The 23,542-nt window shown below is 68.8% G+C and carries 20 protein-coding genes; 13 read left to right on the top strand and 7 right to left on the bottom strand.

The window, feature by feature from the left end; translation table 11 throughout:
* Positions 1-40: 40 nt before the first annotated feature.
* From BLS97_RS13550 to BLS97_RS13560, 3 genes are all read right to left on the bottom strand, one after another.
* Positions 41-1,351: an outer membrane protein assembly factor BamB family protein gene (locus BLS97_RS13550; RefSeq protein WP_090476688.1), complete on the bottom strand. Its 1,311-nt coding sequence runs from the start codon at positions 1,349-1,351 to the stop codon at positions 41-43.
* A gap of 147 nt (positions 1,352-1,498) precedes the next feature.
* Positions 1,499-1,984, bottom strand: coding sequence for a DUF1707 SHOCT-like domain-containing protein (locus BLS97_RS13555; RefSeq protein ID WP_090476690.1), 486 nt, complete (start codon positions 1,982-1,984; stop codon positions 1,499-1,501).
* A 9-nt stretch (positions 1,985-1,993) separates the two neighbouring features.
* Positions 1,994-2,659, bottom strand: coding sequence for a Maf family protein (locus BLS97_RS13560; protein WP_197676168.1), 666 nt, complete (start codon positions 2,657-2,659; stop codon positions 1,994-1,996).
* A gap of 54 nt (positions 2,660-2,713) precedes the next feature.
* On the opposite strand from BLS97_RS13560, the gene BLS97_RS13565 reads away from it, so the two are divergent.
* From BLS97_RS13565 to BLS97_RS13590, 6 genes are all read left to right on the top strand, one after another.
* Positions 2,714-3,541 (top strand): biotin--[acetyl-CoA-carboxylase] ligase, encoded by an 828-nt coding sequence (locus BLS97_RS13565; protein ID WP_090476692.1) that lies wholly within the window; start codon positions 2,714-2,716, stop codon positions 3,539-3,541.
* Positions 3,542-3,551: 10 nt separating this feature from the next.
* Complete coding sequence (locus tag BLS97_RS13570) at positions 3,552-4,283, top strand: YggS family pyridoxal phosphate-dependent enzyme (RefSeq protein ID WP_197676169.1); 732 nt, start codon at positions 3,552-3,554, stop codon at positions 4,281-4,283.
* 77 nt (positions 4,284-4,360) lie between these two features.
* On the top strand, positions 4,361-4,936 hold the full coding sequence (locus BLS97_RS13575) for a PH domain-containing protein (protein ID WP_090476696.1): 576 nt from the start codon (positions 4,361-4,363) through the stop codon (positions 4,934-4,936).
* 118 nt (positions 4,937-5,054) lie between these two features.
* Positions 5,055-6,590: an acyl-CoA carboxylase subunit beta gene (locus tag BLS97_RS13580; RefSeq protein ID WP_090476698.1), complete on the top strand. Its 1,536-nt coding sequence runs from the start codon at positions 5,055-5,057 to the stop codon at positions 6,588-6,590.
* Between the two features lie 131 nt (positions 6,591-6,721).
* Positions 6,722-7,393 (top strand): response regulator transcription factor, encoded by a 672-nt coding sequence (locus BLS97_RS13585; protein ID WP_090482167.1) that lies wholly within the window; start codon positions 6,722-6,724, stop codon positions 7,391-7,393.
* A 7-nt stretch (positions 7,394-7,400) separates the two neighbouring features.
* Positions 7,401-8,693: an ATP-binding protein gene (locus tag BLS97_RS13590; protein WP_090476700.1), complete on the top strand. Its 1,293-nt coding sequence runs from the start codon at positions 7,401-7,403 to the stop codon at positions 8,691-8,693.
* A 14-nt stretch (positions 8,694-8,707) separates the two neighbouring features.
* Here the strand turns inward: BLS97_RS13590 and BLS97_RS13595 are convergent, their stop codons facing one another.
* Positions 8,708-9,232: a GtrA family protein gene (locus tag BLS97_RS13595; RefSeq protein WP_090482172.1), complete on the bottom strand. Its 525-nt coding sequence runs from the start codon at positions 9,230-9,232 to the stop codon at positions 8,708-8,710.
* 98 nt (positions 9,233-9,330) lie between these two features.
* Positions 9,331-13,215 (bottom strand): sigma-70 family RNA polymerase sigma factor, encoded by a 3,885-nt coding sequence (locus tag BLS97_RS23535; RefSeq protein WP_197676170.1) that lies wholly within the window; start codon positions 13,213-13,215, stop codon positions 9,331-9,333.
* Positions 13,216-13,589: 374 nt separating this feature from the next.
* On the opposite strand from BLS97_RS23535, the gene BLS97_RS13610 reads away from it, so the two are divergent.
* The 3 genes from BLS97_RS13610 to purE are packed head-to-tail and all read left to right on the top strand — an operon-like array spanning position 13,590 to position 16,169.
* Positions 13,590-14,321 (top strand): hypothetical protein, encoded by a 732-nt coding sequence (locus BLS97_RS13610; RefSeq protein WP_157695408.1) that lies wholly within the window; start codon positions 13,590-13,592, stop codon positions 14,319-14,321.
* A gap of 49 nt (positions 14,322-14,370) precedes the next feature.
* Positions 14,371-15,651: a 5-(carboxyamino)imidazole ribonucleotide synthase gene (locus tag BLS97_RS13615; protein ID WP_090476705.1), complete on the top strand. Its 1,281-nt coding sequence runs from the start codon at positions 14,371-14,373 to the stop codon at positions 15,649-15,651.
* Positions 15,648-16,169 (top strand): 5-(carboxyamino)imidazole ribonucleotide mutase, encoded by a 522-nt coding sequence (purE, locus tag BLS97_RS13620; protein WP_090476707.1) that lies wholly within the window; start codon positions 15,648-15,650, stop codon positions 16,167-16,169. The genes BLS97_RS13615 and purE overlap by 4 nt, the downstream gene beginning before the upstream one ends.
* Before the next feature lie 198 nt (positions 16,170-16,367).
* Here the strand turns inward: purE and BLS97_RS24235 are convergent, their stop codons facing one another.
* Positions 16,368-19,433, bottom strand: coding sequence for a S8 family serine peptidase (locus BLS97_RS24235; protein ID WP_090476709.1), 3,066 nt, complete (start codon positions 19,431-19,433; stop codon positions 16,368-16,370).
* Positions 19,434-19,884: 451 nt separating this feature from the next.
* Here BLS97_RS24235 and BLS97_RS13630 point away from each other — a divergent pair, with 451 nt between their 5' ends.
* The 4 genes from BLS97_RS13630 (at position 19,885) to BLS97_RS13645 (ending at position 22,984) form a co-directional block, all read left to right on the top strand.
* The gene (locus BLS97_RS13630) at positions 19,885-20,238 is read left to right on the top strand and encodes a hypothetical protein (RefSeq protein WP_157695409.1); all 354 of its coding nucleotides are present in this window, start codon (positions 19,885-19,887) and stop codon (positions 20,236-20,238) included.
* 120 nt (positions 20,239-20,358) lie between these two features.
* Positions 20,359-21,372 carry an ABC transporter ATP-binding protein gene (locus BLS97_RS13635; protein WP_197676171.1) on the top strand — a complete coding sequence of 338 codons (1,014 nt, stop codon included), beginning with the start codon at positions 20,359-20,361 and terminating at the stop codon, positions 21,370-21,372.
* Positions 21,369-22,199, top strand: coding sequence for an ABC transporter permease (locus tag BLS97_RS13640; RefSeq protein ID WP_197676172.1), 831 nt, complete (start codon positions 21,369-21,371; stop codon positions 22,197-22,199). The genes BLS97_RS13635 and BLS97_RS13640 overlap by 4 nt, the downstream gene beginning before the upstream one ends.
* Entirely contained in the window at positions 22,196-22,984 is a 789-nt protein-coding gene (locus BLS97_RS13645; protein ID WP_197676173.1) for an ABC transporter permease, read from the top strand. Before BLS97_RS13640 ends, BLS97_RS13645 begins: the two co-directional genes overlap by 4 nt.
* 11 nt (positions 22,985-22,995) lie before the next feature.
* Here BLS97_RS13645 and BLS97_RS13650 read toward each other — a convergent pair whose 3' ends face one another.
* Entirely contained in the window at positions 22,996-23,448 is a 453-nt protein-coding gene (locus BLS97_RS13650; protein ID WP_090476715.1) for a hypothetical protein, read from the bottom strand.
* Positions 23,449-23,542 lie beyond the last annotated feature (94 nt).

A 23,542-nucleotide genomic window follows, 5' to 3' on the forward strand; every position in this document is an offset into this window, starting at 1 on the left:
GAACCTCGAGGTGGAGACGTCCACCGGAGCCGGTGGTGCGTCAGGCGACCTTGACGGCGACGATCCCGGTGGTGGTGCCGACGTAGACCAGGTTCCCGACCAGCATCGGGGTGGCGAACCGGGTCGTATTGCCGACGGCGATCGAACTCAAGGTCGCGCCGGTGCTGCCGCTGAGGGCGTACAGCCGTGTGCCACCCAATGAGTACAACGCACCGGGCCCGGTGATCGGCGAGCCCGGGATGTTCGCCGCCGTCCAGCGCTTGGTGAAGGTGCCGTCGGAATGCACATCCACCCGGGTGACTCCGTTGGTGCACGGCAGGTACACCGTGGAGCCGGTGACGGCCGAGACGCCGAACGCGCGGCACAGCGAGCCGGATCTGACCTGGCCGCCGATGCCGCCCAGGTGGCCGATCCGGACGGTGTAGGCGGTGCCGGACTTCCCGGCCTGCAGGATGTATCCGGCCGACGTGTAGGCCGGGGTCATCGAACCGAGGTCGAGGTCGTTCGCGTTGTCGTTGGCCCAGGACGACGGGGCGAAGAAGTCGACCCTGGTCATCGTCGCCGGATCGAGCTCGGTCACCGAATCGCTGTAGTCGTACGTGCTGGTCGACTCACCGTTGCCGACGGCGAAGAACACGCGTCCGTTGGGGGCCACGACCGGGCCGCCCGCCGCCCAGACGGCACCTTCCCGTGGAGTCGGGACGACGTAGGCCTTGCCCCCGGCGGCGCCGTTCGCCTTGATAGAGAGAACCGCCCCCTTGTACCGGCCGCAGTCGCCGATCAGGCCGCCGAACGAGATGTAGACGTTGCCGCGGTCGACGGCGAGCGCGGCCCGCTGCTGCTGCGCCTTGCTGTCGGTCCCGGGCACCTCGACCCGCTTGGACAGACCGACCTGGCCGGTGGCCGGATTCAGCCCCCACAACTCGTGGGTGACCCCCGTGGTGGCGTTGTACGTGATCGTGACGACGAAGACACGGTTCGTCACCGGGTCGTAGGCCGGCGTGCCGGTGATCCCGGTCGGGTCGATGTTCCCCGAGCAGGCCAGTACCGAACCGGTGTTGGTGATGGGGGACCGCAGGTGGTGGCTCCACTTCACCGCGCCGGTGGTCGGGTTCAGGGCGTAGACCGTGTTGTTCTCGGTGGCGACGATCACGTTGCCCCCGGCCATGATCGGCGACCCGTACACCGCGCCGTCCAGCGTGCGGCCGAACGCCGCGCTGAAACTCCTGAAGGCGGCGGCCGACGTCGCATTGCCCGATCGCAGGTTGTCGCCGTGATCGGTCGGCCATCCGGCGTCCACCGAGACCAGCACGATCAACAAGGCAGACAAAGCCACCAGAATTCGTCGCATACCGGAAATGCTGCGCCGACCGTCCGGCCTTGTCCAGCCAACGCGACCGTGCGGAAGAATGACAAATTGTCACGAATGCGCGGGGTGTTTGCCGGGCGTAACAATCGCCGGGTCGGAGCGCCGTCGTTCCGGACGGCCGCAGTGGTTTCAGTCGCGCCCGTCCGGCCGCTTCCAGCTGTCGCCCCAGATACTGCCGGCCACGGTGGAGATTAGCGGGATCAGCAGGAACCACCACCACTGGCCGGTCACGAAGAAGAGCAGCAGTGCGATGATCGCCGAGCTGGCCGACGCCGCGGCCACGAACTTCTGGGCCCGGCTGCGGTTGTCGGCGATGGACATCGCCGACCCGGTCGCGCCCTGGGTTGGCACGAACGCCGGCCTGGGGTTCAAGGGTTGGACCTGCGCCCCCGGGAGCACCGGGTGGGGCGCCGGCAGATCGGTGAACAGGGCCTGCAGGTCGCCGACGGTTCGGGCCGTGTTGGCGACGGCGCTGCGGGTGCCGTATTCGTCCAGGTCCAGCCGCCCGGTCGCCATGTGTTCACCGAGCGCGGTGACGGCGGCGTTGCGTTCGGCGTCCCCGACCCGAACGGCGGCCGGGTCTCCGCCGGGCGGTGTCAGGTGGCTGTTGGTCATGAGCAAACCTTACGACCCTGCGCTCACGTCGGGCCGCACGCGCCAGAGATCGGTGACGCCGATCCCGACCTCGCGCAGCAGCCGCCGGGTCAGTGGCAGGGAAATGCCGATGACCGACGAGTGATCGCCGTCGATGCCGTCCACGAACCAGCCGCCGTACCCGTCGATGGTCAACCCGCCGGCCACTTCCAGTGGCTCGCCGGTGGCCAGGTAGGCGGTGATCTCGTCGTCGGTCGGCGTCCCGAACCGGATACCGGTGCGCTCGTGCGCCGCGGCTCGCGCCACCACCTGCCCGGCCCGGACGAGCACCACCGCGTGGCCGGTCAGCAGATCGCCGGTGGCCCCGGACATCTCGACCCAGTCCCGGCGTGCCTGCTGGTCGTCGGCCGGTTTGCCGCGCAACCGCCCGCCCAGCAGGAGCATCGAGTCGCATCCGATCACCACCGCGTCCGGGTGTGCGGCGATGACAGCCGGCAGTACGGCGTCGGCCTTGGCCTGCGCCAGCGCCACGACGATCCCGGCCGGCCCGAGATGCGCGCTGCTCACCTCGACGGCGGCCTCGTCCACGCCGGACACGAACACCTCGGGATCGATCCCGGCGGCGCGCAGCACGCTCAGACGCGCCGGGGAACGCGAGGCGAGCACGGTGACCAGCTCGGCGGTGTTCAGTGCCATGGGGTGATCCACTCCTTCGATTGCGATGCCGGAACAGTAGCTACCATCACGGAAATGAGCACCGACCTGTGGCGTGAGCCGATGGATCCGCACCGCGTCGCGGCGTCGGTGGCCCGGCCCGGGCGGTGGGACATCCGGTATGTGACCGAAACCGGTTCCACCAACGATGATCTCGCTCGCGGCGCGGCCGGCCCGGCCCCGGCCGGAGCCATTACGGTCCTGATCACCGAGGAGCAGAGGGCCGGGCGTGGACGATCCGGGCGGCAGTGGGCGTGCCCACCCGGGGCCGGCCTGATGTTCTCGGTCCGGCTCGATCTCGCCGGCATCCCGGTCGGTCGCCGCGGCTGGACCGGGGCGGTGCTCGGACTGGCCATCGTCGGCGCGTTCGCCGAGGTCGCCGGGGTCGAGGCCGGACTGAAGTGGCCCAACGACGTTCTGATCGGGGGACACAAGGCCGGCGGCATCCTGGCCGAGATGGCCGGTGATGCCGTCATCGTCGGGGCCGGGCTGAACATCTCGCTGCAACCGGAGGAACTGCCCCGACCGGACGCCACCTCGTTGTTGCTGGCCGGCGCGGCTCCGGTGGACCGCGATCGGCTGCTGGCCGCCGTTCTGGACCGGTTCGCCGTCCTGCTCGACGAGTGGACCTCGGCCGGTGGGGACGTCGACGCGGCCGGTATCCGGCGGCGGTACCTCGACAGCTGCGTCACCATCGGGCAGACGGTCCGCCTTGACCTCCCGGATGGGGCGGCCGTGGTCGGGACGGTGGTCGATGTCGACCCGGACGGAGCGGTCGTCCTGTCGGTCGACGGACGCCCCGGCCGGTATTCGGCCGGCGACGTGGTGCACCTACGCCAGAACCCGACCACCCCCGTTGGCTAACCTTCCAGACGTGCGTCCTGACGGTCCGGAAACGGACAACCCCGACCTGGTCCGGCTGCACGACGTGCGGCGCCAGGTGGCGTCCGCCGAACAGGCTTCCGGACGCGACGCGGGCAGCGTCCGGTTGTTGCTGGCCACCAAGACCATCGCAGCCGATCGGATCCGTGCCGTACTGGCCGACGGGCACCGCTTGATCGGTGAGAACCGGGCCCAGGAGGTGGTGGCCAAAGCGGCGGAGCTGGCCGGAATGGAATTCGAACAGCACTTCATCGGGCATCTGCAGGCCAACAAGATCAACCAGGTGCTCCCGTACGTCAGCTGCGTCCAGACCGTCGACTCCTCCGAGTTGGCGGCCCGGCTGGACACCCGTGTCGCCGCCTTGAACCGCACTCTCGACGTGTTGCTGCAGGTGAACGTCTCGGGCGAATCGACCAAGTCGGGCGTCACCCTCCGGGAACTGCCCGAACTGCTGGCCGCCGTCGCCCGCCGGCCCCACCTGACCGTCCGCGGGTACATGACGATCGGGCTGAACTCGGCTGACCTCGGTGCCGTCCGGGCCGGATACCGGTCGCTGACCGATTTCCGCGACCATGCGGTCGCCGCCGGCGTCGAGGGGGCGCAGCAGGCACTGGAGCTCTCGATGGGTATGAGCGGGGACTTCGCCGACGCCATCGCCGAGGGGGCGACGATAGTCCGGGTCGGCTCGGCCGTATTCGGGCGCCGACCGGCTCCGACCGGGTAGTTTGATCACACCGCAGAGGCAGTTCTGCCGCTGCACCCGGCGCCGCGACCGGGAGGAATGACGAGAAGAGGGGCACCATGGCCTACCCCGACAATCTGCTCTCCCGGGGCGAGAGTGTGGTGTTGCACAAGCACCCGCACTGGAAGGTGCTGATCCTTCCCACGGTGGCATTCGTCGTCTTCATCGGCGGGGGTTTCGCCCTGGCCGCGATCCTGCGGAACTGGTCCCATCACGGGATCGCATGGATCGCCATCGCGGTGGTGGCCGTCATCGGCCTGATCCTGCTCACCCTGGTGCCATTCATCCGCTGGCGGACCGAGCACTTCGTGATCACCAACTTCCACGTCTTCTTCCGCACCGGCATCCTGCACCGGCGGGAACATCAGATCCCGCTGGGCCACATCCAGAACATGGAGACCTCGGTGCCGTTCTGGGGCCGCCTGCTCGGCTACGGATCGCTGATCGTGGAGTCGGCGGCCGACCAGCCGCTGGAGTTCGAGAACGTGGCATCGCTGGCGAAGGTCCAGTCGACGCTCAACCAGCTGATCATGGACGACCGGAACCGGTACAACGTCGGCTCCGACGGAGTACCGAACGCCGCGCCGCGCGGGCGGTCGGACCAGCCGGACCAGACCTACCCGCCGCAGCAATAGGACCTGGGGCGACGCGGCCCGCCCGGTCGCACGCCGCCGGCGGCCCGACCCACGTGGATCGAGGCGCCGGAGGGACGCCGCTCGCGCAGGTCGAACACCGATCACCTACCGTGAAGCCATGACCTCCGACGACGGCCGTCCCACCCTGTCCGAACTGCGAGCACGGGTCGGCCAAGGGGGCGCGCAGCGGTACCACGAGGCAAACGCAGCAAAGGGAAAGTTGTTCGCCCGCAAGCGGATCGAGCACCTCATCGACGCCGGCAGCTTCCGCGAGGACGGTCAGCTGGCCAACGCTCTGGCCGAGGGGTTGCCGGCCGACGGGGTCATCACCGGGACGGCCACCGTCGCCGGTCGGCCGGTCGCCCTGATGGCCAACGACTCCACCGTGAAGGCCGGCTCCTGGGGGGCCCGGACCGTCGAGAAGATCATCCGCATCATCGAGAAGGCCTACAACACGGGCGTTCCGATGATCTATCTGGTCGACTCGGCCGGAGCCCGCATCACCGACCAGGTCGAGCTGTTCCCGGGGCGGCGCGGGGCCGGAAAGATCTTCCACACCCAGGTCAGGGCGTCCGGGTCGATCCCGCAGGTGTGTGCCCTGTTCGGCCCCAGTGCCGCCGGCGGGGCCTACATCCCGGCCTTCTGCGACATCGTGGTCATGGTGGCCGGCAACGCCTCGATGTATCTGGGCAGTGACCGCATGGTGGAGATGGTGACGGGGGAGCGGACCACCCTGGAGGAGATGGGCGGCGCCAAGATGCACACCACCGTCTCCGGCGTCGGACACCTGCTGGTCGACACCGAGATTCAGGCCCTGGACGCGGTGGCCGCCTATCTGGGCTACCTACCCTCCAACCACACCCAGTTGCCCCCGACCACCGAGCCGGCCGAGCCAGGGCCGGGTGACCTGCGTGCCCTGGTCCCGGCGTCGGAGCGTCAGGCGTTCGACATGCGGCGCTACGCGAGGGCCCTGCTCGACGCGGGTTCGATCTTCGAGATCCACCCGGGCTGGGCCAAGGAGTTGCTGGTCTGTTTCGGTCGGCTCGACGGCCGCGTGGTGGGCGTGGTCGGCAACAACTCGATGTTCAAGGGCGGTGTGCTCTTCGTCGACTCCGCCGACAAGGCAACCCATTTCGTCCAGCTCTGCGACGCGTTCAACATCCCCTTGATCTTCCTGGCCGACGTCCCCGGCTTCATGGTGGGTGCCGCGGTGGAGCGTCAGGGGATCATCCGGCACGGGGCCAAGATGATCAGTGCGGTGTCCGAGGCAACGGTGCCCAAGTTCTGCGTGGTGGTCCGCAAGGCGTACGGGGCCGGGCTGTACGCGATGGCCGGGCCTGGTTTCGATCCGGACGCGACGATCGCGCTGCCCACGGCCAAGATCGCCGTCATGGGCGCGGAGGCGGCGGTGAACGCGGTGTACGCCAACAAGATCGCGGCGATCACCGACGATGCCGAACGGTCGGCCTACGTCGACGCCCTCCGGGTGGAGTACGAGCGCGACATCGACATCGTCCATCTGGCCGCCGAGCTCGTGGTGGACGTCATGGTGGAGCCGGAGGAACTCCGGTCGGAGCTGAGCCATCGCTTGACGGCCGCGCTGAGCAAGGACCGGAGCTTCTCCCGGCGTCGGCACGGAGTTACCCCGGTCTGACACCCACCCCGCCCCAGCGGCCCGTACTCCCGGCACTGGGCCTCGAGCGGCGGTGGCTCGTCCGCCAGCTCCCATCCGTCTCCTACGCACGGACGCGCGTCGGTGAGAGCACTGCCCGTAAGGTGACCTTCGTGACCACCGTGCTTCTGGCCGAGGATGATTCGGCGATTTCCGAACCGCTGTCGCGCGCCCTCGAACGCGAGGGCTACCAGGTGCTGATCGCACCCGACGGGCACGCCGCGCTGGCTGCCGCGCTCTACAACGATGTTCACCTGGTCATCCTCGACCTCGGTCTGCCCGGGGTCGACGGGCTCGAGATCTGCCGTCGGATCCGGGAGGCGGGCCGTGATGTCCTCGTGCTGATGCTGACCGCCCGCACCGACGAGGTCGATTTCATCGTGGGCCTGGACGCCGGCGCCGACGACTACGTGGGCAAGCCGTTCCGGCTGGCCGAGATGTTGGCCCGGGTGCGGGCCCTGCTGCGTCGGCGGGCGCCCGAGGTCATGGAGATCAACGGGGTGCGGCTCGAGTCGAAGGCCAGGAGGGTGGTGGTCGACGGCTACGAGGTGGCGTTGGCCAACAAGGAGTTCGAGCTGCTCCGGGTGTTGATGAATCGGGCCGGCGAAGTCGTCCCGCGGGAGGACATCATCAACGAGGTCTGGCACGACCCGTCGCTGCTGACATCCAAGACCCTGGACATGCACATCTCGTGGTTGCGCCGGAAGCTCAGCCCGGAGCCTGAGGGCGTCGATCACCGGATCGCCACCGTCCGCGGCGTCGGCTTCCGCTTCGACACGGACTGACACCCCGGTGCGTCGCCGGATCCTGACCTCCATCCTGCTGGTCATCGCCGCGATCGTCGTCACGCTGGCCCTCCCGTTGGGAGTGGTCTCGTGGCGGCTGGTCGACGACCTCAAGCACCAGGAACTGGCCGGTCGGCTGCAGTCCATGGAGACCTCGATCTCCCTGCAGTCGGAGCGGGCCTCCGCGATCGATCTGAGTCGGCTCGAGGTGGCGATCCCGGAGGACGGCCGGCTGGTGATCCGTCAACCGGGAAAGCCCGACCGGGCGGTGGGCGCACCAGCGTCGTCCGACTCCTACTCCGAATCCGTGGCCCTGCCCGGGGGCGGCCAGCTGATCCTGTCCGTGCCGATGGGCAACCTGCGGGCCGAACGCTGGCGGGCCGTCCTGCTGGTGGCGGCGGCCGTCGTGCTGTCGCTGTTGGTCGCCACGGCCATCGCGCTGATCCTGGCCCGTCGGCTGTCCACCCCGCTGTCCGACGTCGCCCGCCGGGCGGCGCGGCTGGGGTCGGGCGACTTCCGCACGTTCCGACGCCGGTACGGGATCGCCGAACTGGACCGAGTGGCCGACGTGCTGGACTCGTCGGCCACGGACATCGCGGCGCTGCTGAGCCGGGAACGCGACCTGGCCGGCGACATCTCCCATCAACTCCGGACCCGGCTCACCGGGTTGCGGCTGCGCCTGGAGGAGATCGCGCTGAACCCGGACCCGGCGGTGGTCGCCGAGGTGCACGCCGCGCTGGATCAGACCGATCGGCTGGTCACCGTGGTCGACGATCTGTTGGCCAACGCCCGGTCGCAGCGGGCCGCCGGTTCCACCGAACTCGATCTGTCGGCCGAACTGGAGGATCTGGCCACTGACTTCCGTCCCAGGGCCGCCGCCGCCGGACGGACCTTCCGGGTCAAGTGCCCCAAGGACATTTCGGTCCGGGCCACGGCGGTGCGCCTGCGCGAGGCGCTGGGCGCGCTCCTGGACAACGCACTGGTCCACGGCGCCGGCGCCATCCGGGTCACCGTGCGGCCAGACGCCGCGTCGGTGGTGATCGAGGTGTCGGACGAGGGGAACGGGGTGCCGACACCCTTGGTCGGACACATCTTCGAGCGGGGCATGTCAACGGCATCCTCGACCGGCCTCGGGCTCGGCCTGGCGCGAGCCCTGATCGAGGCCGACGGCGGTCGGCTGGAACTGCGCCGGGCCAGCCCGCCCGTCTTCGGGATCTTCCTGACCGCCGAGAACGCCGCCGACGAGTCACCGGTGCCGGTCGTGCCGAACGCGCCCGCGCCGCCCAGGACGGCCCGGTAACCGATCGCCCGAGATCAGCGGGTGGTGTCAGCCTCAGCCGTCGGGCTCTCCACGGCGGGCAGCTTGCCTTCGTCCTTCAGGTCGTCCGGGAACACCCAGCGGCGGTAGGCCCAGTAGCGGAAGACCATGGCGATCAGGGTGCCGATGATGTTGGCCGCGATGAAGTCGGTGATGGAGACGGTCAGGCGCGAGTAATGCTGCTGGTTGAATTCGAGCAGGTAGTGGGAGAACCACAGGGGCAACAGGTTCAGGCCCAGCGCCACCGCATTGAACAGGAAGAACAGCGACACCTCGTGATGCCGGGCCCGGCCGCCCCGATTGCTGAACGACCACTCGCGGTTGAGGATGTAGTTGACGATGGTCGAGATCAGCACCGAGATGAATTTCGAGGTGATGACCTTGCCGTCGAGGACGGTGTGCGACAGCAGGGTGAAGAGCCCGGTGTCCACGATCCACGACGTCCCGCCCACCACGATGAACTTCGCGAGTTCACGATGTTTGGGTGGTAGGACTTCGCGGACGCGGTCGATCAGATTCACCGCCACAGTGTACGGGCCGACCTTGTGTTGTCTGTGCTGGTCAGGGCCGGTGGCCGCACAGGCGTTGCTCACCTGGACCACACATGGGACTCTCGCAGTCAGCTGAGGCTGCGGACTACCAGAGTCGGGCCGACCCACAATCCGTCCTGAGTGTTCTGCCCGGAGGGGACGTCGGCCAGCTCCTGGTTGAGGAACGTCAGAGCGTTGTCGCTGGCGCCTCCGACCGCACCCCCGGCGACCAGGTCGAAGCCAGTTGTGTAGCCGGACGGACCCGAGCCGTCGGTTCCGGTCAAGAGGCCGGCCCCGTATTCGTTGGGCTTCGACGAGATCAACGGCGCATCACCGCCCACCGACAGCGTCTTGTGGGCCCACGGATCGGCGGCCCACACGGTCACCGCGTAGCTCTGGATCTGCCGACCACTCGGACTGAGCGTGATGGCCTCCGGATTCAATGCGGAGATGCTGTACAGATTGTTGCTGTGTGCTTCGAGATGTACATCGGCGCCGGACGCGGCCATCCAGGTGACGGTCAGGGTCCAACCGCCCATCGGACTGGTGCCGGCGCTGGTGAGCTTCGCAGCCAGGCCAGAAACCGAGAGTTCATGAGTGCCCGGACCGGTCAGCAGATCCGTGACGTCCGCGACCCGCGCCGTGAACGTGTTGGCCGTTTCGGCGGCTCCGCTCGGTACCGCGCCGGTCACGGCCCGGGAGGTTCCGTCCACACCAAAGGTGACGGTGTCCAGCGAATGCGACTGGTCGAGGACGGCGGTCGCGGCCCACGTCAGGTCGGCGCTGAGAACCACGGCCCCGGTCGGCACGGTGATCGTCCCGGTGGAGGGGTCGACGGACGTCATCGAGTGTGAGGTGTTGCTGGTGCACGAACCACGGAAGGTGAGTGGATTCGAACACCTCATCGTCGTCGCTCCCGTCATCGCACCGCCGAACGTTCCGTCGAGCTCGATGGGGCCGCCGGGCGACCGGGCAACGATGCTGACGGCGCCGGACATCGGGAGCGTCCGGTCGCCATCGAGTTGAGCCGGGGCGACGCTGCCGCTGGCCGCGGTCGCACTGGGCAGGACCGCGACCGTCAGCGTGGCCGCCACGTGCGCGTTCGCATCCGGTGCGCAGACGAAAGTCGCGCCGCTGGGGGTGCACGCCGGGGACGTCGCCGTGACGACCAGGCCGTCCGACAACTGGCGGGGCACCGTGATCGATCCCGGCTCTGACACGTCCTGGGCCGGTGTGCCGCTCAACGTCAGGGTCCCCATCGTCCCTGCCGTCAGCTGGGGGGAGGTCAACGCGATCGATTCGTATCCGCTCAGGTGCGGGTCGACGAGGAGTTCGGTCCCCGGCACCAACCCGATCGGACTGTCACCGGTCGGCAAGGTCGCGTCAGACAGAGTCTGATCGCCCGATGCGGACGAACTGGCCTGCAGGGTCAGCGTCCAGTTGAGAGGGCCGCCATCGGTCGGTGTGCAGGTCACATCGGCGCCACCGAGCGCACAGCCGTCGGAGGCGGTGATGATCTTCAGTCCGGGAGTGAGCTGGACCGGCACTGAGACGACTCCGGGATTGATCACGCCGGTGTTGGTGCGCGTTCCGACGAGGTTCACGGTGGTCACGACTCCCGGCCGGAGGGGCTGGGACAAGCCGTCGAGTTGCACCGAGCTGAACCCGCCCGACGAGGCGCCGGACAGGACCGACAAGGTTGTCGTGAGGCCGACCGGGCGGGCCCCCTGGTCGGTCGCCCCCGATTCGAGCGTGGTGCTGGCCGACGTGGCCCTCGCATCGACGTGAACCGCCAGTTCGAGCCCTGTGAGGGCGGCTTGGGACGACGGACACGTCAGCTGCGTCTCGTCCATCGTGCAGCCCGACACCGAGGATCCGCTCGTCGCCGGGGCCAGGCCGACGATCGTCATGCCGTCGGGTAGCGCTTGCTGCACGGCGCTGCGCGCGATCACCAGACTGCCGGCATCGGAGACTCCAGGCTTCAACTCCGCTGCGACCTTGACTCGATCCGTCGACGCCACAGCCAGTCCGGTGGCCGAGACGGCCACGGTGCGGTAACCGCTCGAAACCTTCGCGGCAATCGGCTGGGCTGTCCCACCGTCCAGCGAGACATCGATGGTGCCGTCAACGGCTGACGGATCGGTCGTGATCGGGACGGTCAGGGTCACGCTGCCGTTGGCCTGGATGGCCGGAAGTTCGCAATGCAGGCTGCCCGTTGTGATCGAGCACGAGGTGTCGCTCGGGACGAACGCACTGAGAGCTGCACGCAGCGCGGGACCAGAGTTCATCGTCGGCTGACCCAGGACGAATCCGCCAGGTGCCGAGACATCGATGGTCTGCCCGGGTGTCGACGCCGACCCACCCGAGTTGGTGAGCTTCACCGTCAGGGAGCCCGAGCCGCCGGCAGCCAGGTCGGTGCTCACGGCGCTGCCCGTCGGGTCGACGGCGACCACCGGCCCGCTGGGTGGTGCGGTGCTGGTTGACGAGGTGGTCGTCTGAGTCGACGGTGCGCCAGCCGAGGTGCTGGTGGCCGGGGCGGTGGTGGCAGCCGGTGACGTGGTGCTCTGCCCGTTGCTGCTGGGCGAGGTCTGCGAGGTGACGCTGGTCGCCGAGGTGCCAGTCGGCGTCGGCGCGGTGTTCGGAACAGAAGACGGGACACCGCCGACGCCGGGTGAAGTCGGCGGGGGGACCTGGAGGGCCGGGGGAATGGTCGGCGTCGACGGGACGGGGTTGGACCCTCCGCTCGAACCGGAGCTGCCTGTCGGGATATGGGAGCCGCCACCCGCGGCATTCGTCGTTCCCGCGCTGGTGCCGTTGCTCCCGCTGGACCCACCTGACGCGCTGGACCCGCCGGCGCCGTTCGCGCCCCCGGGTGCGGTTCCACCGCCGGGTGCGGCCCCACTCGCGCCACCGCCACCGCCACCGCCACCGCCACCGCCACCGACGGTGGCGGCCACCGAGCTGCCGACACCGGCCGTGTTGGGGTTCGAGCCCGGCCCGGCGGTCAAAGCGATCGCCACCCCGACCACCACGACGGCCGCTGCGGCGACGCCGGCCACCATCGCCCGGGGACCCCAACTGCCCACTTTGGCCAGCCCGGCGAGGTGCGAGCCGCCGTGTGCCGCGGCGCCGGCGGACGCGTGTCCGCCGCCCAGGACACCGAGCTGCGCCAACGGCGCCACCGGGCCCAGCGTGGAGATGTAGCCGGCGGCGGCGCCGCCCAGTAGCAGCGGCGCCAGCAGACCCCGGAGGCCGGTGTTGATCTCGGACAACTCCGCGGCCAGGGCCGGGCACCGGTCGCACTCTTCGAGGTGGGCGTCGACCTGGGCCTTCTCCCGCTTGGAGAGGCCGCCGCGGGTCCAGGCGCCGAGCCGGTCGACGGTGGTCCGGCAACGCTCCGCCGCCGTTTCGGCCAGGTGGGCCTGCAGGTACGCCTCGCGCAATCCCTCCCGAGCCCGGAATGCCAGCGACGAGACCGCATTGGGGGCCATGCCGAGCAGGATGCCGACCTCGGCCGCCGATTGCCCCTCGACCTGGGTGTGCCAGAGGACCGTCTGCCACCGCTCGGGCAGCCCGGCGAAGGCTTTGCCGATGAGACCCGTCTCCAGATCGGCGATGACCGGGTCGTCCCCTTCGACGGCGACGTCATGCGTCTCCATGTCGCCGGTGAATTGCAGGCGCTTGTCCTTACGGGTGCGGTCGTATGCCGTGTTACGGAGCGTGGTGAACAGGTACGCGCGGAAGGCGGTGTCCGGGCCCTTGCCTTCGAGCATGCCGTCCAGCACCCGGGCAAAGGCCTCGGAGACCAGATCATCGGCCTCGGCCGACGATCGGCCGAACTGGCGCGCCAGAGCCGACGCGGCACTCGCGTGGCGGGCATAGAGATCGCCGAAGGCGGTGCGGTCACCCGCGCGGACACGCGTGATCAGCTCGGCGTCACTCGCCAGCTGTGCGTGGTCCTCGACCGATGACACGGGCATCTCCAAATCAGTTGTCTCCGGCGACTTCGCCTCCGAGCACGTCCGGCTGGTTCCGGACGTGACCTGCGCTCTCCAGTGTGACGGCTGAGACGCCGTTTCATCACGCGCTGAACAGCTTTTATCACGGAGCGTGCCCCTTCTAGGGTGCCAGATCAGATCGGCGGGCGGAATCCTGCTACTCACAGTGACCGGATTGAGAGTCTGGCGGGTGCGTTCCCCCTTCCCGCCGGTTCAAAAGGCTGCAAAACCCGCGTGACGGGCCGCTCTCTGGTGCGTCTCATCTCCAAGAGCGATCACGGTGACCCATTCGGATCACCGGTGAGCGCCGGGTGAGAGGAGAGAGCGTGGCCATCAGGTTTCCGGTCGTCGTGAGGTCCAGCACAGAGTTGAGTCGGCAGTGGAACGAACGAGCGTCCGCGTATGGCTGGGCGTTCCCGTCCGACTGGCACGTCCCCGCGGTGGACGCCGTCTGCGATGCCATCGTCGCCGAGGCGGATGTGTGGGCGGCCGCCGAACGCCTGGGTCGCAGCCGCGCCGCCGCCGGAGTGTCCCTGGCCGAGGCTCTGGTCGACATCGACTCTCTGGCGGCCGTCGTCCCGCGTCGCTACACCGATCCGCTGCGCCGCGCCGTCTCCCTCGGGTGGGCTGATCGCATCACCGCCCCGCCCTCGAGCGTCGCCGATCCGCTCACCGGGCTGGTCACCCCGGAGTATCTGCAGGTTCGACTGGGCGAGCTGTACCGCGGAGCCGAGGTGTCCGGGACGAGTGTCTCGACATCGTCAGCCCTGGTCGTCGTGCGGCTGGCTCTGCACGGCCAGGGCAGTTGGCAACGGACCCTGCCGATGATCCTGGTCGGCGACGGCATGCGGCGGGTGTTCGACGGCGGCCAGACGCTGGCCCTGTTGGGCGACTCGGTGGCGGTCGTTCTCGCCGAGCGGGACGCCATGCTGGCCCGTCGGGCCCGCTTGCTCTGCTCGATGATCACCGATCAGATCCAACTCGACTCCCAAGTGTCGATCCCGTCGCCGTCGGTGTGGATCGAGACGCTTCCACCCAAACACGCCGCCGCGATGGACCTGATCGCCGAGTTCGGTCGCTGACCGACCGGAATTGTCGCGGAAGGGAGCCGTCCGGCTACTGTCGTGCCTCGTGGATCCTCGGACTGGTATGCCCAGGGTCGGCATGGTCGGCGGCGGGCAACTCGCCCGGATGACCCATCAGTCGGCCATCGCCCTCGGACAGAGTCTGCGTGTGCTCTCCATCGGTGCCGACGAGTCGGCGGCTCTGGTCGCCGCGGACGTCGAGATCGGATCGCACCTGGATCTGGATGCGCTCCTGCGATTCGCCCAGGGCTGCGATGTCGTCACCTTCGACCACGAACACGTCCCGACCGAGCACATCCGCTCCATGGTCGCCGCCGGCCACGCCGTCTATCCGGGCGCCGACGCTCTGCAGTACGCCCAGGACAAGGGCCTCATGCGGCAACGTCTGGCGCGGGCCGGATTGCCGCTACCGCCGTACACGGTGATCCCGGCGGGTGGTGAACTCGTGGCCGCCGTCGAGCAGTTCGGCCGGAGCCACGGCTGGCCGGTGGTGCTCAAGACTGCGCGCGGCGGGTACGACGGACGCGGCGTGTGGATTCTGGGATCGGCCGCCGACGCGCAGCCGGTGGCGGCCGAACTGACCGGGGAACTCGTCCTGGAATCGTTCATCCGCATGAAGCGGGAACTCGCGGCCGTGGTGGCCCGCTCGCCGTTCGGTCAGGCCGCAGCCTGGCCGGTCGTGGAAACCGTTCAGCAGGAGGGCATCTGCGTCGAGGTGATCGCGCCCGCGCCGGATCTGGACCCCGACCGGGCGGCGGCCGCGGCGGAGATCGCGCTGCGGATCGCCGGAGAGCTGGGCGTCGTCGGGGTGCTGGCGGTCGAGCTGTTCGAGGTCGACCCGTCGCCGGACGCGCCGGACGGTCTCCTGATCAACGAGCTCGCGATGCGCCCGCACAACTCCGGCCACTGGTCCATGGACGGCTCGGTGACCAGCCAGTTCGAGCAGCACCTGCGGGCCGTCCTGGACTACCCGCTGGGGCGCACCGACGCGGTGGCACCGTTCACCGTGATGGGCAACGTGATCGGCGGCCCGGCCGACCGCCCGGGGTCCGAGATAGGGCTCGACGAACGAGTCCACCACCTGGCCGCGCGGTTCCCGCAAGTGAAGATCCACCTGTACGGCAAGGGCTTCCGGCCCGGCCGCAAACTGGGTCACGTCAACGTCATCGGCTCCGATCTGGCTGAACTGCGCCGGATCAGCCAACTCTCGGCCGCGTGGCTGAGCAACGGGGTCTGGGACGACGGTTACGAAGTCCACACCGGTGCGGCGCCGGCCGTGCGCGCCGGCGGCTCGCCCGAGGAACCGAACACGAGGAGCGCGTCATGACGAACCCGACAACGCCGGTGGTCGGCCTGATCATGGGCAGCGATTCCGACTGGCCGGTGATGTCCGGGGCCGGCGAGATCCTGGACGACTTCGGCGTCGCCTACGAGGTGGGCGTGATCTCGGCGCACCGCACCCCGGACCGGATGCTCGACTACGCGAAGTCGGCCTACGACCGCGGCCTGCGCGTCATCATCGCGGGGGCCGGTGGCGCCGCCCACCTGCCGGGCATGGTCGCCTCGGCGACCGTTCTCCCCGTCATCGGCGTCCCGGTGCCGCTGTCCACCCTCGACGGGATGGATTCCCTGTTGTCGATCGTGCAGATGCCGGCCGGCATCCCGGTGGCGACCGTGTCCATCGGTGGGGCACGCAACGCCGGACTGCTGGCCGTCCGAATCCTGGCCAGCGCCGGGGACGAGGCGGGCCGAGCCCTGGCCGGGGAACTTGCCGCCTATTCCGACGACCTGCAGGCGATGGTCCTGGCCAAGGACCGAGCGCTCCACGAGCGCACCGGTCACTGACTACGGCGCATACCGAACGCCCCGGCGCATACGAAAGTGCCGGGTCCGGGCCGATTTTCGCGCCCAACGGGCAGAAGTGTCTGCGCACAGGACTTCCGTATGCGCGCACTCCACGCACGACGTGCACCAGAAGAAGAGGACAACGGAAGAGGGCCCCGGACGGAACGTCCGGGGCCCTCCGCTCACTGCATCAGGGATTTACTTCGCCGGATTGGCCTGCACCACGGTGCCGGACCCGTCCACGTACTGAACCCAACCGAGATAGGACGTGTCGGCGTCCAGCCCGGAGGCGGTCGCCGTGACGGTGACGGTCTGGCCGGCGGTGGTGCTGCCGGCGGCCGGGGTGACGGTGAAGCTCCCGACGTTCGGGTTGGCCCCGACCTCGTAGTCGCGGAAGGAGAACGGCGTGGACGTGGTGCCGGCCGCGTCCTGGAACCCGTTGACCAGGGCGATGTACGTGCCGGCCTCGGGGGCCACCAGATCAACGGTCTCGTCCGCCAGTGACGTCCCGGAGGTCCCGACCTCGACCGCGGAACCGTTCTGGACGTAGTAGACGACGAGATCGATGTCCTGGGCGCCGTTGTCGTTGGCCACCCGGGTGGCGAACCGAGCAAGCTTGGTACCGGCCGGAACCGTCACCGCGAACTGCTTGCTGGTCGTCGAGGTGACCGACGACGCCTGCTGGTGACCGGCGGTCAACCCGTACCCGGTGATCGGGAACGCTCCGGTGATCCCGGACTTGACCTGCCAGCTGACACTGCCCCCGGTGCCGTTGATGTCAACGGAATCGGCGAAGCTGTGCAGCGCCACCGGCTGCAGGGCGATCGGGCTGCGCACCGTCGTGTGCGCCCCGTGCCAGGTGAGGAACCCGGTGGAGTACTCACCGAGCGGCGCGGTGGTCCGCGTCATGGTCACCCTGAACGACTTCGTCTGGCCCACCTTGCTGAATACCAGGATGGACGGGCTGACGGTGACCTTGAAGCCCGGCACCGATGCCTTGGCCACGTACAGGCCGGTCTTGACCGCCGTCACCGTGCGGGTGACGGTCAGGGTGGACACGAGCGAACCGGAGGCGATCGACGCCTGGTTGTAGTCCGACGGAGCGACGGCCGGAGCGCCGGTTCCGGTGTCGTATCCCAGACCCTCGATGTAGGACAGCCAGTCCTGGTCACCGGCGTTGTAGACCAGTGCCGGATTGAACATGGCCGACGGGTTGACCTCTCCGGCGCCCTGGGCGAACGGGTCGGTGTTCTTCGAGCCGTCGCTGTTCTTGGTGTCGGTGGCCGTGGTCATCAGGGCCGACTTGATCTCCATGGGGGACCACTTCGGGTGCTTCTGGACGAACAGCGCGGCCAAGCCGGCGATGTGCGGCGCGGCCATGGAGGTACCGGACAGGAAGTCGGCCGTCCGGCCGCCGTCGAGCTGCGGCGAGATGGAGGCGAGGATGCCGACACCCGGAGCCGCGATGTCCGGCTTGAGGATGTCTCCGTTGTTCGACACCGACGGCCCCCGTGAGGAGAAGCCGGCGATCTGCGGGTACGGCGTGCTGATCTTGGTGGTGTTGCCCGGAACCAGGGTCGCGGTGGCGCCCGCGGTCGCCGCGTAGGCCTTGGCCGGGAGACCGAGATCGGAGTCCAGGTGCACGGTCGGGACGGTGTGCAGATCGGCGTCGGTGTCCAACGGGGTCAGGTTGACCAGCACCATGCCGATGCCGCCGGCCCGCTTGACCTCGGCCGACTTGGCGACGCGGTCGACCACGCCGCGGTCACACTCGACGATCTTGCCCGCCGTGAGGGCCGGGTCGAGGGTGCCGGGTGTGCATCGTCCCGCGGCGACGGTGTCAGCCGCGGCGAGCTTGACCGAGGTGGCCGTGACGAACGGCGCCGGGCCGACGGTCTTGGTGACGGTGGTGCTGACTCCGGCGTACTTCTTGCCGTTGCCGAGAACGACCGTGCCCTCGTAGGGCTTCATGGTGCTGGCGGCGACCGTGGTGACCCATGGTGCCGAGTTGTCCAAGGTGGACGCACCGGGGCCGCTGTTGCCGGCCGAGGCGGACACGAAGATACCGGCCGACGCGGCGGACAGGAACGCCAGCGCGATCGGGTCGACCGTCAGCGACTCCGAGGATCCGCCGACCGAGTAGTTGATGACGTCGACGCCGTCCGCGACGGCCTGGTCGATGGCGGCGACGATGTCGGAGGTGGTGCCCCCGGACTGGGACGCGACCTTGCTGGTCCACAGAGCCTTGTAGACGGCGATCGCGGCGGCCGGCGCCACCCCGGAGATCTTCCCGAAGTCGATACCGTCGACGGTGGCCTGCACGCCGGGATTGCCCCCCGCGGTGGAGGCCGTGTGCGTGCCGTGGCCCTCGCCATCCCGTGGGGACACGAAGTCCTCGAAGTTGCTGCCCGCGCTGGCGATGAACGCGTCACCGAAGTAGCGGGCACTGATCAACTTGGTGTTGCAGTCGTTGGCGGTGAACTGCTCCCCGGTCTCGCACTTGCCGGTGAACGTCTGGCCGTTGGCCTTCTTCATCACGATCTGCGAGCCGCTGCGGTAGGCCAGGGTCGGATCGCTTGCGCTCGGCGCGTTCTTCAACGCGCTGCCGGCGAAGGACTTGGACTCCGGGTAGATGCCGGTGTCGATGACGCCGATGACGACGCCCTTGCCGGCGTTCTTGGTGCCGCCGAGGCCGGCCCAGACGCCGTTCTTCCCGGCCAGCTTGAGGTAGTCGTAGTCGACCTTGTCGTCGTCGGCGTAACGCAGGGTGTCCTTGGCCACCGCGAGCACCCCGGCCGTGTGGGCCAGCTTGGTGGCCTGGGCCGAGGTCAGCGTCGCGCTGAAACCGTTGAGCGACACCGTGTACTTCTGCTTCTGCTGCGCGCCGACCGAGGCGGCGATCTTGTTCTGGTCGGCGGTCAGGACCGATGCGTATTTCCGCGCCGAGGCGCTGGTGACCTCGACCTTGTCACCGGTCTTGGGCTTGGTCGCCGGAATGCCGGCTGTACCGCCGGTGTACGAAGCGATCGGGGCCTTCGACAGGACGACCACGTACTTGCCCGCGCTGTAGGTGGCGGACGGGATCTTCCCGTCCGGGCCGACGGCGATCGGGGTTGCTTTCGCCGTGCTGGCCGCCGCGACCGTTGTCGAACCGGTGCGCGATGCGGGTTGCGCACCGGCCGGTAGGACGGACGCGACGACGAGAGCGCCGACGGCGAGTGTGACGACGATCGGCCGTCTCGCCTTCGTCAGCGATGTGAACATGTGACCTCCAGGCCGGGGAACACGGAAGCACCCTGGTGGGTGCCGGGGGAGTGGAGCCGGAGCCCCCGGACGCCACCGGGTCGGTGTTTCCGGGGTTGGAGCCAGGACCGCAACAGAGTGATTCCCCCGAGCGACGTCCGTAAGACATCGATGTGAGACATCTGTGGGGGAGTCAAGGCGTCATACTCGCTCGGCTCGGCGAGGGTTGCAACCCCTCGCCTTCGACCTCACCCTGTCGTCAGGGGCATGATCATTCGCTGACCGGGGGTGATCATCGGCGGAGCTCATCGGAATCACTCGTACGGCCTCGGTTTACCTGTTCTTGAAGGCAGCGCCAGTGGCGGACCGATACCGGACTGGGCCAAATGATCGAACATCGCCGAATCGGGGCGACCCGGGTGCACAGTCGTTATTGACGGGCATTCCGTGCGGTCGACCCAGAGGAGATTGGATGACGAGCCATAACCGTTCCGGATTTCGCCGCATTCCGGTCATTTCGCCCGAACCGGGCGAAGGGCCGGAAAAGCCGCCGCGTCCGGTCCGCCTCGAAGGTGTGGTGCGCGACGGGGTCGAGCGCGGCTCGGTGGTGTTGGTGGACGAGCAGGATGCCGTGCTGGCCCAGCTGATGGGCGGAGATCAAGCGCTGCTGCGCGACGGGGTTCGCGTCACGGTGACCGGTCACTTCGTCACCGGCCTGATGACCACGGTGCAGCAGGGCCGGCCGTTTCGGGTGCTGGATGTCGCTCCGGATGCGGATGCGGATGCGGAGGTACCCCCGGCGGCGAATCCGGCCGACTGCGAGTAGGAGCCGGTGGGTCCCCGGGTGCCGCCCTGATCCGGCCGACGCCGATCGGTCGGATGCGGTGTGCCTCGAGAGAATTCGGTCGACCCGCGGCCTACGGTGGGGTAACGAGCGAGCGCCGGGGTGAGGCGGGAGGGCGGCACGGTGGACGAAGGTTCGGTCATCCAGGTGGAAGGTCTGGTCAAGCGCTTCCAGGTGCCCGAGCGCGACGCCGGTCTCGCGGCGGCGGCCCGGAGCCTTGTCCGCCGCCGCACCCGCACCGTGACGGCCGTGGGCGGGATCGAACTGAGCATCGAGCGCGGCGAGGTGGTGGGGTTTCTCGGGCCGAACGGCGCCGGTAAGACCACCACCTTGAAGGTGTTGTCCGGTCTGCTGTTTCCCACCTCCGGACGGGTGCGGGTGCTCGGTTACGAGCCGCAGCAGCGGCAACGCGAGTACCTGCGGCAGATCGCCCTCGTCATGGGCAATCGCAACCAGTTGCACTGGGACATCCCGGCCGCAGACTCGTTCGAACTGAACCGGTCCGTCTACCAGATACCGGCCGAGGCCTTCCAGCGCATCCGGGACGAATTGATCGAGTTGCTCGGCGTGGGCGATCTGGTCCGCAAACCGGTCCGAACCCTCTCGCTCGGTGAGCGGATGAAGGTCGAGATCATCGGCTCGTTGCTGCACCTGCCCAAGGTGTTGTTCCTGGACGAGCCGACCATCGGTCTGGACGTGGTGATGCAGAAGCGGATCCGCTCGTTCGTCGCCGAGTACAACGAGCGGTACGGGGCCACCGTCATGTTGACCAGTCACTACATGGCCGACGTGCAGGCGCTGGCCCGGCGGGTGGTGGTCATCCACCACGGCACCCTCCTGTTCGACGGGCAGCTGTCCCAACTGGCCCACGATTTCGCGGCCTACAAGACGATCGAGGTGACGCTGGAGCGGCCGGCCGACCTGAGCGCGTTCGGTGAGGTAGTCGGCCAGGACGCCGAGCGGGTCACCCTCCGGGTGGACAAGGGCGAGACCGCCGCGGTCACGGCCCGCCTGCTGGCCGACCACTCGGTGCTCGACCTGACGGTCGAGGAGCCACCGATCGACGACATCATCGAGATGGTCTTCGCGCAACAGACGGGCCGGGGCGGGACGTGACGGCGCCGGTCGCCGTCGGTCGGGTGCGGAGCCTGACCGGGTTCTACGTCGCCACCATGAAGATCGCCCTGGCCACCCAGTTCCAGTACCGCACGGGCAACTACCTGTACATGATCGGAATGATCACCGAGCCGGTGATCTACCTGGTTGTCTGGACCACCGTCGCCCGGCAGTCCGGCGGCACGGTGGCCGGCCTGACCGTCGGCAACCTGGCCGCCTACTACATCGTGTGGACCCTGGTGCGGAACATGAACCTGGTCTTCACGCCCTATGGGTTCGAGGAGCGAATCCGGTCCGGGCAGATGTCCGGATTGCTGCTGCAGCCGATCCACCCGGTGCACGGGGACATCGCCTACTTCGCCGGCTGGAAGTTCGCGGTGATCGTGTTCTGGCTGCCCATCGCGGCGGTGCTCTCGCTGATCTTCCATCCGGCGCTGCATACGTCGGCGGCCCAGGTCGGGGTGTTCCTGATCGCCATCTGGGCCGCCTTCCTGATCCGCGCGCTCTTCCTGTGGGTGCTGGGTCTGATCTCGTTCTGGACCACCCGGGTGTCGGCGATATACCAGCTGTACTTCGCGATCGAGCTGCTGATGTCGGGCCGGCTGGTGCCGTTGCAGATCATGCCCGGCTGGGTCCAGCACCTGACGAGATTCTTACCCTTCGCCTCCACCTTCGGTTACCCGATCCAGTCCCTGACCGGGCCCATCAGCCCGGCTGCCCTGTGGGGCGGTCTGCTCGAGCAGTTCGTGTGGGTCGGGGTCGGGGCCGCCCTGGTCGCGCTCGTCTGGAAACGAGCGGTGCGGCGATACACGGCGGTGGGCAATTGACCGGCTCGTTGCGGGTGGTGCGCACGCTGGTGAAGATGAGCGTGCTGCAGGAGATGCAGTACCGGGTGAACTTCTTCCTGTCGTTGATCCAGTCGATGATCGCGCTCGGCACCGGGCTGGTCGTGCTGGCCCTGGTGTTCGACCAGGTCAACGAGTTGCACGGCTGGAGCCGGCCGGAGTTGCTGCTCGTGATGGGTGTGTTCACGTTGATGGGTGGGGTGGTGCAGGCCGTCATCGCGCCGAACATGACCCGACTGATGCAGGACATCCAGAACGGTACGTTCGACTTCACGCTCACCAAACCGGTTGGGGCGCAGCTGTTTTCCAGCTTCCAGGCGGTGCAGATCTGGCAGGGTACGGACATCGCGGCCGGGCTGGTGGTGATCGTGGTGGCCATCGTCCAGCTCGGCGGCCGTCTCGAGGCCGCAGCCGTCGTCGGTTTTGTGGTGCTGCTCCTGCTCGGCGCGGTGATCATCTACTGCGTCTGGATGCTGCTGACCACGACCGCGTTCTGGGTGGTGCAGATCGAACAGATCGCCGACCTGTTCGACGGGCTGTTCCAGGCCGGTCGGTGGCCGATCGTCATCTACCCGGGTTGGCTGCGGATCGGCCTGACCTTCGTCGTGCCGATCGGGTTCGCGATCACGGTGCCGGCCCAGGCGCTCACCGGCCGGCTGTCGATCGGAGCGTGGCTCCTGGCTGTCGGGTTGGCCGTCGTCCTGTCCGTGGTGACCCGGTGGTACTTCCGGCTCGGGCTGCGCCGGTACTCCGGCGCCTCGGCCTGATCGCTGGGATGTCAGGCCGTGCGGAGCACGAGCATGAACTGGCCACCGCCCGGCTCGCCGCCGACCGTGAAGCTCAGGTCGGGCGCCAGCCGGGAGAGTCGGTCGATCAGCCAGGCGCCGGCCTCGTCGGCATCGGCACGGGTGGGGCAGCGGGCGACGACCTCGCGCCCGCCCTTGCGGCTCAGTCGCTCGACGACCCCGATGATCGGGGCCGGATCGACGACGAACAGCCGGTCGGGCCACGGCACAACGGCGGCGACGGCGCCCTTCTTGGTGTTACAGGACCGGTGGGCCAGCCGTTCGGTCACCGGGCGGCCCTTGGCCGCCTTGCCGGTGGCGATGCCGTCGACGCTCGGCCCGCGGGCGTCGTTGACCGACTTGGACGGATCGACCGGCTCATCGCACAGCCAGCAGCGCCACCCGTCGCGATCGCCGACCTCGTCCAACTTGCTGCCGTTGTCCATTCGACAGACGCTACCGGCGGCCAGGCGAGGCTACGACCAGTGTGCCCGGCCCGGTCCACAGGGAGGGGTTAGCCTTGTGTCGATGGCGCTCGGT

It is taken from the genome of Nakamurella panacisegetis, from assembly GCF_900104535.1.
Taxonomy (GTDB): Bacteria; Actinomycetota; Actinomycetes; order Mycobacteriales; family Nakamurellaceae; genus Nakamurella; species Nakamurella panacisegetis.

Bases quoted from the DNA above. Each gene is read 5' to 3' on its own strand.
- BLS97_RS13580 (WP_090476698.1), top strand. From the start codon at position 5,055: ATGACCTCCGACGACGGCCGTCCCACCCTGTCCGAACTGCGAGCACGG.
- BLS97_RS13560 (WP_197676168.1), bottom strand. From the start codon at position 2,659: ATGGCACTGAACACCGCCGAGCTGGTCACCGTGCTCGCCTCGCGTTCC.
- BLS97_RS24235 (WP_090476709.1), bottom strand. From the start codon at position 19,433: ATGTTCACATCGCTGACGAAGGCGAGACGGCCGATCGTCGTCACACTC.
- BLS97_RS13650 (WP_090476715.1), bottom strand. From the start codon at position 23,448: ATGGACAACGGCAGCAAGTTGGACGAGGTCGGCGATCGCGACGGGTGG.
- BLS97_RS13550 (WP_090476688.1), bottom strand. From the start codon at position 1,351: ATGCGACGAATTCTGGTGGCTTTGTCTGCCTTGTTGATCGTGCTGGTC.
- BLS97_RS13555 (WP_090476690.1), bottom strand. From the start codon at position 1,984: ATGACCAACAGCCACCTGACACCGCCCGGCGGAGACCCGGCCGCCGTT.
- BLS97_RS13575 (WP_090476696.1), top strand. From the start codon at position 4,361: ATGGCCTACCCCGACAATCTGCTCTCCCGGGGCGAGAGTGTGGTGTTG.
- BLS97_RS13565 (WP_090476692.1), top strand. From the start codon at position 2,714: ATGAGCACCGACCTGTGGCGTGAGCCGATGGATCCGCACCGCGTCGCG.
- BLS97_RS13630 (WP_157695409.1), top strand. From the start codon at position 19,885: ATGACGAGCCATAACCGTTCCGGATTTCGCCGCATTCCGGTCATTTCG.
- purE (WP_090476707.1), top strand. From the start codon at position 15,648: ATGACGAACCCGACAACGCCGGTGGTCGGCCTGATCATGGGCAGCGAT.